The 14,090-nt window shown below is 49.5% G+C and carries 12 protein-coding genes and 1 other annotated feature; of the genes, 2 read left to right on the top strand and 10 right to left on the bottom strand.

The annotated features are described in order from the left end of the window. Positions 1-194 precede the first annotated feature (194 nt). On the top strand, positions 195-1,583 hold the full coding sequence (gene nhaC, locus DXD12_RS01245) for a Na+/H+ antiporter NhaC (RefSeq protein WP_107000099.1): 1,389 nt from the start codon (positions 195-197) through the stop codon (positions 1,581-1,583). Positions 1,584-1,738: 155 nt separating this feature from the next. Beyond that, positions 1,739-2,617, top strand: coding sequence for an MBL fold metallo-hydrolase (locus DXD12_RS01240; RefSeq protein WP_022358555.1), 879 nt, complete (start codon positions 1,739-1,741; stop codon positions 2,615-2,617). A gap of 94 nt (positions 2,618-2,711) precedes the next feature. Here DXD12_RS01240 and DXD12_RS01235 read toward each other — a convergent pair whose 3' ends face one another. The 10 genes from DXD12_RS01235 to argH form a co-directional block, all read right to left on the bottom strand. Then, positions 2,712-3,506 carry an ATP-binding cassette domain-containing protein gene (locus DXD12_RS01235; RefSeq protein WP_117796464.1) on the bottom strand — a complete coding sequence of 265 codons (795 nt, stop codon included), beginning with the start codon at positions 3,504-3,506 and terminating at the stop codon, positions 2,712-2,714. A gap of 44 nt (positions 3,507-3,550) precedes the next feature. Beyond that, positions 3,551-4,459, bottom strand: a complete 909-nt coding sequence (locus DXD12_RS01230) for an ABC transporter permease (protein WP_118637066.1) — start codon at positions 4,457-4,459, stop codon at positions 3,551-3,553. Between the two features lie 92 nt (positions 4,460-4,551). Continuing rightward, positions 4,552-5,631 carry an ABC transporter substrate-binding protein gene (locus tag DXD12_RS01225; protein ID WP_243105322.1) on the bottom strand — a complete coding sequence of 360 codons (1,080 nt, stop codon included), beginning with the start codon at positions 5,629-5,631 and terminating at the stop codon, positions 4,552-4,554. Between the two features lie 85 nt (positions 5,632-5,716). Then, positions 5,717-6,054: a binding site (T-box leader), on the bottom strand. A gap of 292 nt (positions 6,055-6,346) precedes the next feature. Beyond that, on the bottom strand, positions 6,347-6,766 hold the full coding sequence (locus DXD12_RS01220) for a C-GCAxxG-C-C family protein (protein WP_107000101.1): 420 nt from the start codon (positions 6,764-6,766) through the stop codon (positions 6,347-6,349). A gap of 347 nt (positions 6,767-7,113) precedes the next feature. Beyond that, on the bottom strand, positions 7,114-8,016 hold the full coding sequence (gene argF, locus DXD12_RS01215) for an ornithine carbamoyltransferase (protein ID WP_022358782.1): 903 nt from the start codon (positions 8,014-8,016) through the stop codon (positions 7,114-7,116). Positions 8,017-8,018: 2 nt separating this feature from the next. Continuing rightward, positions 8,019-9,197, bottom strand: coding sequence for an aspartate aminotransferase family protein (locus tag DXD12_RS01210; RefSeq protein WP_118637064.1), 1,179 nt, complete (start codon positions 9,195-9,197; stop codon positions 8,019-8,021). Positions 9,198-9,301: 104 nt separating this feature from the next. Beyond that, a complete protein-coding gene (argB, locus tag DXD12_RS01205; protein ID WP_233430166.1) occupies positions 9,302-10,150 on the bottom strand; it encodes an acetylglutamate kinase in 849 nt (282 codons plus the stop codon). A 17-nt stretch (positions 10,151-10,167) separates the two neighbouring features. Beyond that, positions 10,168-11,376: a bifunctional ornithine acetyltransferase/N-acetylglutamate synthase gene (gene argJ, locus DXD12_RS01200; protein WP_118482043.1), complete on the bottom strand. Its 1,209-nt coding sequence runs from the start codon at positions 11,374-11,376 to the stop codon at positions 10,168-10,170. 249 nt (positions 11,377-11,625) lie between these two features. Beyond that, entirely contained in the window at positions 11,626-12,564 is a 939-nt protein-coding gene (gene argC / locus DXD12_RS01195; protein WP_118637062.1) for an N-acetyl-gamma-glutamyl-phosphate reductase, read from the bottom strand. A 22-nt stretch (positions 12,565-12,586) separates the two neighbouring features. After that, complete coding sequence (gene argH, locus DXD12_RS01190; RefSeq protein WP_118637060.1) at positions 12,587-13,978, bottom strand: argininosuccinate lyase; 1,392 nt, start codon at positions 13,976-13,978, stop codon at positions 12,587-12,589. Positions 13,979-14,090: the final 112 nt, after the last annotated feature.

Here is a 14,090-nt window from a genome sequence, read left to right as displayed (position 1 = left end):
ATTATATCATAATTCTTCACATCACAGAACATCACCTGCACCTCTTCTCCCTTGAGCCAAATAAATATTATTCCTACGGTTGATTTTTTCGGAATTATTCTATATAATGAAAATAAATTTACAATTTAACGCGTTAAACCTCAACGCATTAAATTCAAAAAAGCACGACTTTCACATTAGGGAGGAACTATGTTATGAGCGAAGACAAAAAATTAAACATGCCTCAGTCGCTTCTGCTTCTGCTCCTGATCATCGGAGCGGTTGCAGTCTGCATCCGGCTGAAAACGGGCGGACCGATGATTGGACTATTTATGAGCTGGATCATCATCTATCTGTTTTGTAAGGTATTACGCATAAATTATGAGCATGTTGTAAACGGCGCTTACGACGCGATCCGGGTTGTCGTTCCTACCCTGTGCCTGCTCATGGCAATCGGCGTCATGATCGGTACCTGGCTGCAAAGCGGCACGATTGCAACCATCATTGTCGGCGGTTTAAAACTGATCAACCCGACCTGGCTGCTGCCTCTGACCCTGATTTTCTGTGCCGTATTAAGCCTTGTGACCGGAACCTCCTACGGTTCCGTCGGCAGTGCCGGTGTTGCCATGATGGCAATCGGCAACGCGATGGGCATCCATCCTGGCATGGTGGCAGGTGCTGTCATCTGCGGCGCGATGTTCGGTGACAAATTAAGCCCGCTTTCCGACACAACCAACCTGGCTCCAGCGGTTGCTGGCTCTAAATTAAACGACCACGTGCGTTCCATGCTCTGGACCACGCTTCCGACCTTTGTCATCAGCCTGGTTCTCTTTGTAATTCTTGGCATCAGCCAGACTTCAGGGAACTATGAAACTGGAAATCTTCTGACATACATCGATGCCCTGCAAGGTGAGTTTAAACTTGGCTTCATCACTCTGCTGCCAGCCATCGCAATCATTATTCTGCTTTTATGCAAAGTAAACGCGGTTGTCTCCCTTGGTCTTTCCGCCATCTGCGCCGGAGCTGTCTCTTTCTTCTATCAGGGCGCAACTCTGCAGAGTATCATCCGTGTTGCTTACAACGGATACAGTACCAGCATTGAGGAAGGTATTTTACAGACCATCTTAAACCGCGGCGGTATGAGCAGCATGCTTCAGTATGTGGCAATCATCTGCTTTGCAGTTGGTATGGGCGGTATGCTGGATCGCCTCGGCGTTCTCGGCAATCTCTTAAACGCCATCGTAAATCACATCAACAGCGATGGCAGCCTGATTGCAGCAAGCCTTTTAGTCGGCTATGTAACCAGCTTAATCAGCTGTTCCCAGCCGATGTCCCACGTCCTGACTGGAAATATGATGAAACCGCTGTTCAAATCCAGAAAAATCGCACCGGAAATCCTTTCCCGTACCCTTGAGGACGCAGGTACTTTATCCGGTCCGATGATTCCGTGGCACGGTTACTGTGTATACATGTCTGGAACCCTCGGCGTTGCCTGGTCAGTATTCTTCCCATACCTGTTCTTACTGTACTTAACACCTTTGTTCAGTATTTTCTATGGATTTACGGGAATCTCCATCCGGCATACAGACGACGCTCAAAATTAAACCTTTCACTTGATGAAAACAAAAGGATCGAAACATATATTCAGCCTTTGACACAGTGTTTACCTGTGCAAAGGCTGAACACATCTAATTTGCCCGAACTATTTTCATGATTTCGCGCAAAATATATTACATATGAATTTAGGAGATGAATATTTATGATGGAAACAAAGCTTGTACTTCTCGGAACCGGCACCCCGAACGCCTGCCCGAATGCCAGCGGTCCTTCTTCCGCAGTTGTCGTAGGTGACCGCGCTTATCTTGTAGATTTTGGTCCTGGCGTTGTCCGTCAGGCGGCGAAAGCATACCAACAGGGAATTGATGCTCTGCGCCCGGACCGGCTGATGATCGCATTCTGCACACATCTGCACACCGACCACACGGCCGGCTATCCGGATCTCATTTTTACCCCGTGGGTGCTGGAACGCCCGAAGCCGCTGAAAGTATTCGGTCCAAAAGGCATCCAGAACATGACCGAACATATTTTAAAAGCATATGAAACGGACATCGACTTCCGTATCCACGGCTTTGAAAAAGCCAACGAAAATGGCTACAAAGTCGAAACTACCGATATCCAGCCTGGTATCATTTATCAGGATGACCGCGTGACGGTTGAGGCATTTCCAGTCAGCCACGGTACGCTTGAAAGCTACGGATTTAAGTTTACAACGCCGGATAAGGTGATCGTGATCAGCGGTGACACGGCTCCGCTTGAGATCGTGGCGCAGAAAGCGGAAGGCTGCGATATTCTCCTCCATGAGGTCGAGTACACCGCCGGACTCTCCGCCAGAGAGCCAAAATGGCAGAAATACCACCAGGAAGTTCACACTCTCAGCGTTGATCTGGCAAAGATTGCCGCCAAAGCGCACCCGCGGCTTCTGGTTACCTACCACCGTATCTATCACATGGAAATCCAGGACAACACCCGCGATGTCGAGGCTGAGATGGCGCGCAGAAACACCGCCATTTTGCAGGAAATCCGTGATGCCGGATATGAAGGTGCCGTTGTAAATGGACAGGATTTAGATGTATTCTAAGAAAAATTTAAGGGGCTGTGAAATAAGTCCCTAAACAAAATGGGGATGTAAAAACTCAATCGAATTTTTTTACATCCCCATTTCGTTTTATCTTCTACGCCAGCATCATCCGGTCATTATCAAATGCCTTCTTCTTTTTCTCCGCATAACAGTCTAAAAGGTCATTCACCCCCATTTTTGCTCTCTCCTCACCGCCCAGATCCAGGATGATCCGCCCTTCATCGAGCATGATCGTCCGATTTCCGGTCGTGAGCGCCTGCGACAGATTGTGGGTGATCATCAGCGTCGTCAGGTGGTTTTCCGACACAATCGACCGCGTGATCTCCATGACCTTATCCGCCGTCGCCGGGTCAAGCGCCGCTGTGTGCTCATCCAGAAGAAGGAGCTTTGGCATGACAAGCGTACACATGAGAAGCGTCACAACCTGTCTCTGACCACCTGACAGAAGCCCTACCTTCGTCTTCATACGGTTTTCCAGATCCATATGGTACTTCTCAAGCTCTGTCCGGAATAGATCCTTTTCCTGTTTGCGGACCGCACTTCGAAATGGCTTCCGATCCTTCCGGGTATATGCCAGCGCCAGATTTTCCTCGATCGTCAGATGCGGCGCCGTTCCTTTCATCGGATCCTGGAACACGCGCCCGATCTGGCGCGCCCTGCGGTGCTCCGACAGAAAAGTGATATCCTGACCATCCAGGAAAATCTGTCCCTGATCCAGCCAGTAATTGCCGCAGATCGCATTAAAAAGCGTCGATTTTCCCGCTCCGTTGGAACCGATGATCGTCACAAACTCCCCATCATCCAGATGCAGGTCCAGTCCGTTCAAAGCGTGGTGCTCGCTCGCCGTACCAGCGGAAAATACTTTGGTTGCCTGTTTTACATCTAACATAGTACATCTCCATCTTTTATCCCTGTTTGTAACTGCTTTCCAGGTTATTGTTCACACATATCTTTTTCTCTCGTCCGCTTCATCTTTGAAAGCCCCATCTGATAACGGATCGCCGGAAGCGCCAGCGCCGCCGCTACGATGCACGCTGATACCAGTTTTAACGCATATGCCGGAAAAATCTGGCTCTTGGTTGCCGCTGCGATGATATAACGGTAGATGATCGAACCGAAAATCGAGGAAAAAAATCCGATTTCCAGACCTCTTTTTCCAACAATCACTTCGCCAATGATGACCGATGCCAGACCTACGACCAGCATACCGGAACCGGAGTTTACATCCGCAAATCCCTGATACTGGGCAATCAGACCGCCGCTGACCGCTACCAGTGCATTGCTGAATGCCAGCGCCGTGATTTTCATCGCGTCTACATTGATGGAGGACGCGCTCACCATCGCCTCATTATCGCCCGTCGCCCGGATGCAGAGTCCCAGATGCGTCCGGAAGAAAAGAATCAGCAGCACCAGGCAGACTGCTGCTGCCGCGATCGCAATCACGAGTCTTGCCGCCTCTTTTGAAAGTCCCAGGCTTTCTGCCGCTTTAAATATGGTCGGAACATTGATGAGGGAAATATTCGGGCTGCTTCCCATCACAATCAGGTTGATGGTGTAAAGCCCGCACATTGTGAGGATGCCAGCTAATACCGCATGAATCCCCATCTTCGTCTGGAGTACGCCTGTCACACAGCCAGCCAGCGCCCCGGCCACAGCTGCTGCCACGATCCCGGCAACCGGATGCCCCGCCAGCGTGCAGACCGCCGAGGCTGCCAGTCCCAGCGTAAAACTCCCCTCCGCCGTCAGATCCGGAATATTTAAAATGCGGAATGTGACATATATTCCAAGCGCCAGTATTCCATATAAAAATCCCAACTGCAGGGATCCGATCACCAGTGTCATGTGTGCTTCCTCCTATTTTCAAGTTCGTTTGTAATTACTCCGCAAATTTCCACAACCAATGAATGTGCGTACCAGCCAGACTGCTATATATCTTACTCCGCATCCTTTACAAAGGTTGCCTCTTTCTGCACCTCATCCGAGAATGTGATTTCCAGTGCATCGGCTGTATCCTGATTGATTACCATATTGGAAGCCGGTACCACAACAGCTGCAATATCCTCAATCGCAGTTCCGTTTAAGTATTCCAGTGCCATATCTGCGGTCTGTGCGCCGATCTCGGTATCGCTGATCGCAATCGTTGCAAATGCACCGGAATCAACCATAACAGCGGAGCTTCCATATACCGGAATCTTCGCATCTCTTGCCACTTCCGTTACCATCGGCATTGCACTCTGGATGACACTGTCATTCGGTACGAAAATCGCGTCAACCTCGCCCGCTAAAGACTGTGCCGCCTGCTGTACTTCAGATGAGTTCGTAACAACCGCCTCTTTATAAGAAAGTCCCTGATCGTCTAAATATTTTTTTGCATTCTCCACGGTGCTGACGGAATTGATCTCGCTTGTATTATACAACATTCCGTAGGTCTTACAATCTGGTGTCAGCTTATCGCTCAGTGCGAAAATATCCTCAACCGGAATCGCATTGGAAGTACCGGTTGCATTCTTATCCGGCTTTTCCATATCGGTAATGACACCCGCACCGACCGGATTAGAAACAGCGATAAAGAATACCGGAATATCCGTTTCCAGGTTTACCATCGCCTGGGTCGCCGGAGTCGCAATCGTTGCAATCAGGTCAACACCGCTGTCTGCCATCTCCTGGCAGATGGTATTCAGCGCTGCCGCATCGCCCTGTGCATTTTTGTAAACAATATCGACTTTACCACCTGTATATTTTTCAGTCAGCTCCTCCGAGAAACCATCGCGCATATCTGCAAATGCACCGTTATCAATCATCTGGAGCACGCCAACCTTGATATCGCCCTTTGCCTCGCTGGCTGCTGTCTCCGATGCATCTCCATTTTCAGAAGCCGCCTCAGAATCAGCCGCTGCTGTCGTTTCTGCCGCATTCGAGCCGCCACAGCCTGCCATCGTCAGTGCCATTGCCGCTGCCATCGCTGCTGCTGTGCCTCTTTTTGCCATCATTCCAAATCCATTCATTTTTCTCATAATACTCTCCCTTTCCGCCATCCTGGCTCTCGCTGATTTTGATTCCCAACGAAATATAAAATCCCCGGCGCAGACAAACTCCTGCGCCGGGGACGAATAAACAAATATCGTGGTGCCACCCCTGTTCTCAGACCTTCAAACTTTATATATAAAAAGCAGATATTCTCACACAATGGAAAATATCTGCCATCCAGTCTGACTCATTCTACGGTACGGAAAACATAGACATGATTGATAATGCGAAATCAGATATGCTCTCGATACCCTACCCTTTAACGCAGAGCTACGGCTGCAGCTACTCGAATCACTCTTTCACCTCGCATCTCCCAAATCCATTCCATACAGCCCTTCATACCGGTTTCCACCAAGCCCGGCTCTCTGTGATGTACCTCTGTATGTACTCGTTTTATTCATTGACTTTGTAGTGTCGTATTTAATTTTTTCATAGTTTACCACTATGTTTTTAAGTTGTCAACCCTATTTTCGAATTTTTCTTTATCATCGGCAAAATCGGGTTACTGTTCACAGGTAGGCACTTTTGGAACCGAAAGTGCCGTAAGAAAACGTGGTGGCAGCAGGAATTTGCCGTATTTAAATGCGAAGCCACGGCAAATTCCGTTACTGGGCACGTATGCGTGAACAGTAACAAAATCGGCTGCCCGCGCGTTGCTGTACGGCACTTGCAGTTTCAAACGTGCCAATTTGTGAGGATATATTAGAACAATACTTCTCCGATAATCTCCACCGCATCGCTGATGCAGTCCGGACAGGCACGCAGCACATTTCCCGTTTCCACACCCTTCAAATCCCTACAGACCACGCTCTGGTTCTTCTCAAGGAAACGCGCGATGCACTCTCTGGCATCCTTATAAGAAACCGCCTTCGAATTCGCCAGCTCCAGATCCCCGGTACTATCCTTCAGCCCCGCCAGCACAGCCGCCGCCGAAATGGCCCCGCAGGTACCATTCATGCCGCCCATGCCAAGACCAAGCCCCTCCGTCACCTTAAACAGCGCCACCTTGTCCAAATCCACCTTATCCGCAAACGCACACGCCACCGACTGGGCACAATTATACCCCATTGCATGAAACTGAGCCGCCTGCTGCTGACGCGCTGAAATCTCCTCTTTTGTCATACTGATACCTCCTAAAATTTTCTTAATCTGCTAAATTTTTTATATTTTACTATTTATGCCAATTATAACATACATTCCCACTTTTTAAACACCCCAAAAAGCATACAACATACAGCGCCAGAAGCCAAATGCCCTCCGTTGCATTTGCAGGAGTCTTGGTAACTCTTGGCTCGCAGAGATTTGTGTTAGAGTTCAAAATACACCTGTCTGAGCGAAGCGAGTTTGTATTTTGGACTCTGCTTTTAACAAATCTATGCAAACCTAGTGTTACCGGCTCCGAAACCGCAACGGAGGGCATTTGGCTTCTGGCGCGTCACCTTGCCATTTTTATGCATTTCTATATATTTCTATTTCATCAGCGTAACCATAACCGCCTTCTGGGCATGCAACCGGTTTTCCGCCTCTTCAAAGATCTCAGACGCATGTTCTTCAAAGATCTTCTCGGTAATCTCCTGTCCACGGTAAGCCGGCAGACAGTGCATTACCATCGCCCCCGGTTTTGCCGCAGCCATCAGTTCATCATTGATCTGATATCCCTGGAATGCCTGCTGGCGGATCTTCTTCTCTTCTTCCTGACCCATGGAAGTCCATGTATCTGTGATGACAACGTCTGCATTTTCCACTGCCTTGATCGGATCATTTACCAGTGTAAATGCGTCATTGCCAGCTGCGAAATCCAGCACTTCTTTCGCCGGACGGTAATTATCCGGAGTTGCGATAGATACCTGCATATCCGATTTCAGACCGCCTACGATCAGGGAGTTCGCCATGTTGTTGCCGTCGCCGATGTAACACATCTTGAGCCCTTTCAGTACGCCGTATTTCTCACGGATCGTCATCAGATCAGCCAGTACCTGGCACGGATGGCAGAAATCAGTCAGACCGTTGATGATCGGGATAGAACCGTATTTTGCCAGATCCTCCACTTCTTTCTGCTCGTAGGTACGGATCATGATGCCGTCCAGATAACGGGAGAGTACGCGTGCGGTATCCTGTACCGGCTCACCGCGTCCGATCTGTAAGTCGCGGGAGGAAAGGAACAGTGCCTGTCCGCCGAGCTGGAACATACCGGTCTCAAACGAAACTCTGGTACGGGTGGATGACTTCTGGAAAATCAGACCAATGGATTTGCCCTCCAGAAGACGATGTGAAATGTGATGTTTCCGCTCATATTTTAACTGATCTGCCAGATCCAAAATCGAGGTAATCTCCTCCGGTGTGCAGTCCAACAGCTTTAATAAATGCTTCATGTCTAAAATACCTCCCTCATAGCAGCGATTGCCTCGTCCATCTCCTCTTTCGTGATGACAAGTGGCGGAAGCAGACGGATCGCCTCTGTACCGGCTGTCAGGACCAGGACGCCTTTTTCCATCAACTGACTGACCATCGCAGCTCTCTCATCTTTGTCCACTACGATGCCTAACATCAATCCCATGCCGCGAACAGTCTTTACCTTTGGAGAACCGATCGCTAAAATCTCCTTTTTCAGGTACTCGCCCTTTTCCTGAACCGATTTCAGGAATTCCGGCTTATTTACGATATCTAATACGGTATTGGCAGCCGCACAGCAGAGCGGATTGCCGCCGAAGGTTGTACCGTGCGTACCGGCGCCCAGTACATCCTGGCATTTCTTATCCGCCATGACAGCACCGATCGGAACACCGCCGCCGAGTCCCTTGGCCATACTGATGATGTTCGGCTGAACGCCGTACTGCTCATAGCAGAACAGGCTTCCGGTACGTCCGATGCCCGTCTGAACCTCGTCAATCAGAAGCAGGATGTCCTTCTCCTTGCAGAACTCGGCAGTTGCCTGTACAAATTCCTTATCAAGCGGAAGGACGCCGCCCTCGCCCTGAATCATCTCCATCATGACAGCGCAGGTCGTACCATCGCTCTTGCGCTTCATGTCTTCGATATCATTGGCTGCTGCATAATCAAATCCTTCCGTAAATGGGAAGAAATACTGATGAAACTTGTCCTGTCCGGTTGCCTTTAATGTCGTCACGGTACGTCCGTGGAAGGACTGTTTCAGCGTGATAATCTTATTTCTTCCCTCGCCGTATTTGTCAAAGGAATACTTTCTTGCCAGCTTGATCATGCCCTCGTTGGCTTCCGCACCGGAGTTTGCAAAAAAGATTTTTCCCATTCCGGTTGCATCGACCAACTTCTTTGCTGCCTGCACCATCGGCTCGGTGTAATACAAGTTGCAGGCATGCATCAGCTTATGTGCCTGCTCCGATATCGCAGTCGTCAGCGCATCGTTGTCATGACCAAGACTGTTGACACCGATGCCGGAGGTCAGATCAATGTATTTCTTTCCCTCCGTATCCCACAGCGTCGCGCCTTTTCCGTGATCCAGCGCAATCGGAAAGCGGCCGTATGTATGCATGATATATGTTTCTTCGCCCTGCTTGATTTCTTCAAATGTCATAAAAAACCTCCTAACGCCCACATCTGCCCGCAAAGCTTCCAGCATCCGTCCTGCATTTCAGCTAAAACAGCCCGGATTCGTGCAGAATCTAGTTCATCTGCTGTTTACGAGAACATGGTTCCTACACCGTCATCGCTCAAAAGCTCGACCAGAATCGAGTGCGGCACACGACCATCCTGGATATTGGCACGTTCTACGCCCTGGCGTACTGCCTCAACGCAGCAATCTACCTTCGGAATCATGCCGCCGGAGATCACGCCCTCTTTGATGAGTGCCGGAACCTCGGAAACTTTCAGTCTCGGAATCAATGTCGAATCGTCTTTCGGATCGCGCATCAGACCGCATACATCCGTCAGAAGAATCAGTTTTTTCGCTTTCAGTGCCACCGCCAGCTTCTCCGCTGCCGTATCTGCATTGATGTTATAGTTTGTCTCCTCGTCCATGCCTGCTGCCACGGAGGAAACAACCGGGATAAAGCCCTCATTTAAAACATCGAGAACGACTTTCTCATTGACTTCTTTAATATCTCCCACATAGCCGTATTCCGTTCCATCCGGATCGACTAACTGGATCGCCTTGAAGAGTCCGCCGTCCATGCCGCCCAGACCAACGGCATGTCCGCCTGCTTTCTCAAACAGGGAAACAAGGTTTTTGTTAACCTTGCCGCAGAGAATCATCTGGACAATATCCATCGTCTCGCGGTCTGTGTAGCGCAGACCTTTGACAAATTTAGACTCTTTTCCGGTTTTTTTGAGCATCTCCGAAATCTCCGGACCGCCTCCGTGTACCAGCACGACCTTGATTCCTACCAGATTTAAAAGGACGATATCCTCGATCACCGCCTGCTTTAAATCTTCATTAATCATGGCGTTTCCGCCGTATTTTACAACGATAATTTTACCTGCATATTCCTGAATATAAGGCAGTGCCTCTACCAGGACTTCTGCGCTCATTTTTGATCCTGTTTTCATCACGTCCGATAATCTCCATTAATCTTCACATAATCATAGGTCAAATCGCATCCCCAGCAGGTAGCTCTTCCGCTGCCTTCCTGAAGTGTTACATTGATCTCCACTTCATCCTGGCTTAAGATTTTCTTTGCCAGATCTTCATCAAAATCAAGTCCTCTGCCGTCCTCACAGACCGCAATGCTGCCCTCTTTGGAAGCAAACTCGACTAACACTTTCTCCGTGTTAAACTCAGCTCCGGAATAGCCCATCGCGCAGAGAACGCGTCCCCAGTTCGCATCGGAACCGAACATTGCTGCTTTGGTCAGGGAAGAACCGGCGATGGATTTTGCCAGTACCTCGGCTGTCTCCTCGTCCTTCGCTCCCTTCACGGTACAGGTCATCAGCTTGCTTGCGCCCTCGCCGTCTGCCGCAATCTTACGAGCCAGATCCTGCATAACCGTCTGCAATGCCTCGCGGAATGCCTCGTATGCCGGATCTTCTGCAGTAATCTCCGCATTGCCAGCCATACCATTTGCCAGAACGGTACACATATCGTTGGTGGAAGTATCGCCGTCAACAGTCACACGGTTGAAGGTACGTTTTACATTGAATAACAGCGCCTTGCGGATCATCTCGCTGCTGACTGCACAATCGGTTGTGATGAAGCACAGCATCGTTCCCATATTCGGGTGAATCATGCCGGAACCCTTACAGATACCGCCGATGTGGCAGGTTGTTCCATCTACATCAAATTCAACAGCGATCGTCTTCACTTTTGTATCGGTCGTCATGATCGCTTCTGCAGCTACCAGGGAGTTGTCATATTTCATCTCCATCTCGCCTGCATGAGCCTCGATCGCCTCAACCGGAAGCGTCTGACCGATGACGCCGGTCGATGCTACGATTACATTTTCCTCCGAAACGCCCAGCGCTCGCGCGCCTGCCTTTGCCTGTCTTCTTGCATTCTCCATGCCAAACGGAGCGCACGCGTTCGCATTTCCGGAATTGACAATAACCGCCTGTGCCTTTCCGTCGGCCAGATGTTCCTTTGTCAGTAAAATCGGTGATGCCTTGACGCGGTTGGTCGTATAAACCGCCGATGCGTTGCAGACACAGTCCGAAAGGATCATCGCCAGATCCTTTTTTGTATGAGATTTGCGGATTCCACAGCGCATCGCGCCCGCTTTAAATCCTTTTGCAGCACAAACACCGCCTTCGATTATCTTCATATGACATTCCTCCTGTCATTTTTAATGTACTCTCGGAATCTTTCTGTGCTTGATTTTGTGAGATGTTTTTTTGTCAGTTGTGCCCAAATTTCTGAGGCGTACGCGGTGCGTACGTTGATGAAATTCGGGTGCGGCTGGCGGAAAATCAGCCACAAAAGCAAGTGCAGAAAGACTCCGAGAGTACATTTTTATATAACTTCGTCTCTATAGTCCCCCGCAGCTAATTTATGGTTTTATCTCTCAACCCCTCTATAGTGCCAGTCCAGCTGTCTCCTCAAATCCAAGCATCAGGTTCATGTTCTGAACGGCTGCGCCTGAAGCACCCTTTCCAAGATTATCAAAGAGCGCCGTCACCATGGTCTGTTCCCCGTGACCATTGACAATCAGCTCCAGACTGTCTCGGCCTGCCATATCTGCCGCCGCGATCATACCGTCATATCCAAACGGATGTACCTTAATGAGCTTCTGTCCGTCATACCAGCCAGCCAGCTTCTCGTAGATATCTTCCGCGGTCGGCTTCCCCGGAAGCAGGCGGTTCTGAAGCTGAATCGTGACTGCCATTCCTTTATAGTAGTCATCCACGATCGGACTGAATACCGGCGGGAAGTCCAGTCCGCAGATTTTCTGCATTTCCGGCAGATGTTTATGTTTCAGAGTCAGGCCATAGATACGGGGTGCAAAATAACTCTGCGGCTTCTCTGGGGATTCATACTCGGCAATCATCTTTTTGCCGCCGCCCGAATAGCCAGTCAGCGAAAATACCGTCATCGGATAATTCTTCGGAATCACGCCCTGTGCAACCAGCGGATACGTTGAAGTGATAAATCCGGTCGCGTGACAGCCTGGATTCGCTACGCGGTTCGATTTCTGAATTGCCTCGCGATGTGCATTCGAAAGCTCTGCCATACCATACGTCCATCCGGCTGCCGTCCGGTGTGCGGTAGAGGCATCGATGATACGTGCCTTGGAACCTTCTGCCAGCGCAACCGCATCGATCGCCGCCATATCCGGCAGACACAAGAATACAATATCTGCTGCGTGAATCAGTTTCCGCCGTTCTTCACTGTCTTTCCGCTTTTCTTCATCAATCAGAAGCAGTTCGATATCCTCTCTCCCGGCCAGACGATCATAAATCTGCAGTCCGGTTGTTCCTTCTTTTCCGTCTATATAAATCTTCGGTTTCGCCATTGTTCGTCCCCCGTTTCCTGCCCTACTCCTGAACCTTGTGTTCGCTTACAAATTTCTCAATCACAGAAATCTGGCGGGTTACTTCTTCCGGAGCCGGTCCGCCGATTACCTTACGTCCACGTACACAGGTCTTCAAATCAATCGCTTCATATACGTCATTTTCAAAGACATCGGAATGTGTCTTGTACTCTTCCAGTGTCAGATCGGCTAAGGACTTGTCCTCACGTACACACTGGGCTACCAGCTGTCCGACGGTCTTGTATGCGTCACGGAACGGCATTCCCTTCTTGGTCAGGTAATCTGCACAGTCCGTTGCGTTGATGAAGCCTTTCAGAGCCGCTTTCTTCATATTGTCTTTCAGGATCTGCATCGTGGAGAACATTGGAGTCAGCACGCGCAGGCACTGTTTTACGGTGTCAATCGCATCAAAGACTGCCTCTTTGTCTTCCTGCATATCCTTGTTGTATGCCAGCGGAATACCCTTTAACATGGTAAGAAGGGTAAACAGATCGCCGTACACGCGACCGGTCTTGCCGCGGACCAGCTCGCAGACATCCGGATTCTTCTTCTGCGGCATGATGGAGGAACCGGTTGAAAATGCGTCATCCAGCTCTACAAACTTGAACTCCCAGGAACACCAGGAAATAATCTCCTCAGAGAAACGGGACAGATGCATCATCAGAATGGATAACGCTGCCGTCAGCTCTACGCAGTAATCACGGTCGGAAACACCGTCTAAGGAGTTGTTGGTCACTCTGGCAAATCCAAGCTGCTGGCGTACAAAATCACGGTCGATCGGATAAGTCGTGGAAGCCAGCGCGCCGGATCCGAGCGGCATATCATCCATGCCCTCTAAGCAGTTCTCCAGACGGATTACATCACGGCGCATCATATTGGCATATGCCATCATATAATGTCCAAATGTAACCGGCTGTGCACGCTGCAGATGTGTATAACCCGGCATAACAGTTTCCAGATTGTTCTTTGCGCTCTCGCAGAGTGCTTCCATGAAATCGAGAATTTCCTTTTTGATCTCCACGATCTCTTTCTTCACGTAAAGACGCATATCCAGTGCAACCTGATCATTTCTGGATCTTGCCGTGTGAAGACGTTTTCCGGCATCGCCGATGCGCTCGGTCAGAATCTGCTCTACATTCATATGAATATCCTCATAATCCTGTGAGAAATGAATCTTACCTGCCTCAATATCCGCTAAGATACCTTTCAGTCCTTCGATAATCTTGTCAGATTCTTCCTTCGCAATGATGCCCTGCTTGCCCAGCATAGCCGCATGGGCCATGGAGCCTGTGATATCTTCCTTATAAAGACGACAGTCAAAGGAAATCGATGAGTTGAAATCATTTACCTCCAGATCTGTCTCTTTTCCGAATCGTCCTGCCCATAACTTTGCCATAAGTGTAAACTCCTTTTTATTCTCTGATTTAGAACCAATGCGACCATTGGAACCGGCAGATACCGGAAAACCAATGGTCACCATCGGCTGCGGGCTTGTCGCCTGTAGATTA

This window comes from Clostridium sp. TF11-13AC, from assembly GCF_003481065.1.
GTDB classification, from domain to species: Bacteria; Bacillota; Clostridia; order Lachnospirales; family Lachnospiraceae; genus Otoolea; species Otoolea fessa.
The sequence above is the reverse complement of the archived record's forward strand: the minus strand, read 5'-3'. Positions and strand labels throughout refer to the sequence as shown.

What these genes read in the sequence shown, in the direction of transcription:
- nhaC (WP_107000099.1), top strand. Translation starts at nt 195, where the DNA reads ATGAGCGAAGACAAAAAATTAAACATGCCTCAGTCGCTTCTGCTTCTG.
- DXD12_RS01240 (WP_022358555.1), top strand. Translation starts at nt 1,739, where the DNA reads ATGATGGAAACAAAGCTTGTACTTCTCGGAACCGGCACCCCGAACGCC.
- DXD12_RS01235 (WP_117796464.1), bottom strand. Translation starts at nt 3,506, where the DNA reads ATGTTAGATGTAAAACAGGCAACCAAAGTATTTTCCGCTGGTACGGCG.
- DXD12_RS01230 (WP_118637066.1), bottom strand. Translation starts at nt 4,459, where the DNA reads ATGACACTGGTGATCGGATCCCTGCAGTTGGGATTTTTATATGGAATA.
- DXD12_RS01225 (WP_243105322.1), bottom strand. Translation starts at nt 5,631, where the DNA reads ATGAGAAAAATGAATGGATTTGGAATGATGGCAAAAAGAGGCACAGCA.
- DXD12_RS01220 (WP_107000101.1), bottom strand. Translation starts at nt 6,766, where the DNA reads ATGACAAAAGAGGAGATTTCAGCGCGTCAGCAGCAGGCGGCTCAGTTT.
- argF (WP_022358782.1), bottom strand. Translation starts at nt 8,016, where the DNA reads ATGAAGCATTTATTAAAGCTGTTGGACTGCACACCGGAGGAGATTACC.
- DXD12_RS01210 (WP_118637064.1), bottom strand. Translation starts at nt 9,197, where the DNA reads ATGACATTTGAAGAAATCAAGCAGGGCGAAGAAACATATATCATGCAT.
- argB (WP_233430166.1), bottom strand. Translation starts at nt 10,150, where the DNA reads ATGAGCGCAGAAGTCCTGGTAGAGGCACTGCCTTATATTCAGGAATAT.
- argJ (WP_118482043.1), bottom strand. Translation starts at nt 11,376, where the DNA reads ATGAAGATAATCGAAGGCGGTGTTTGTGCTGCAAAAGGATTTAAAGCG.
- argC (WP_118637062.1), bottom strand. Translation starts at nt 12,564, where the DNA reads ATGGCGAAACCGAAGATTTATATAGACGGAAAAGAAGGAACAACCGGA.
- argH (WP_118637060.1), bottom strand. Translation starts at nt 13,978, where the DNA reads ATGGCAAAGTTATGGGCAGGACGATTCGGAAAAGAGACAGATCTGGAG.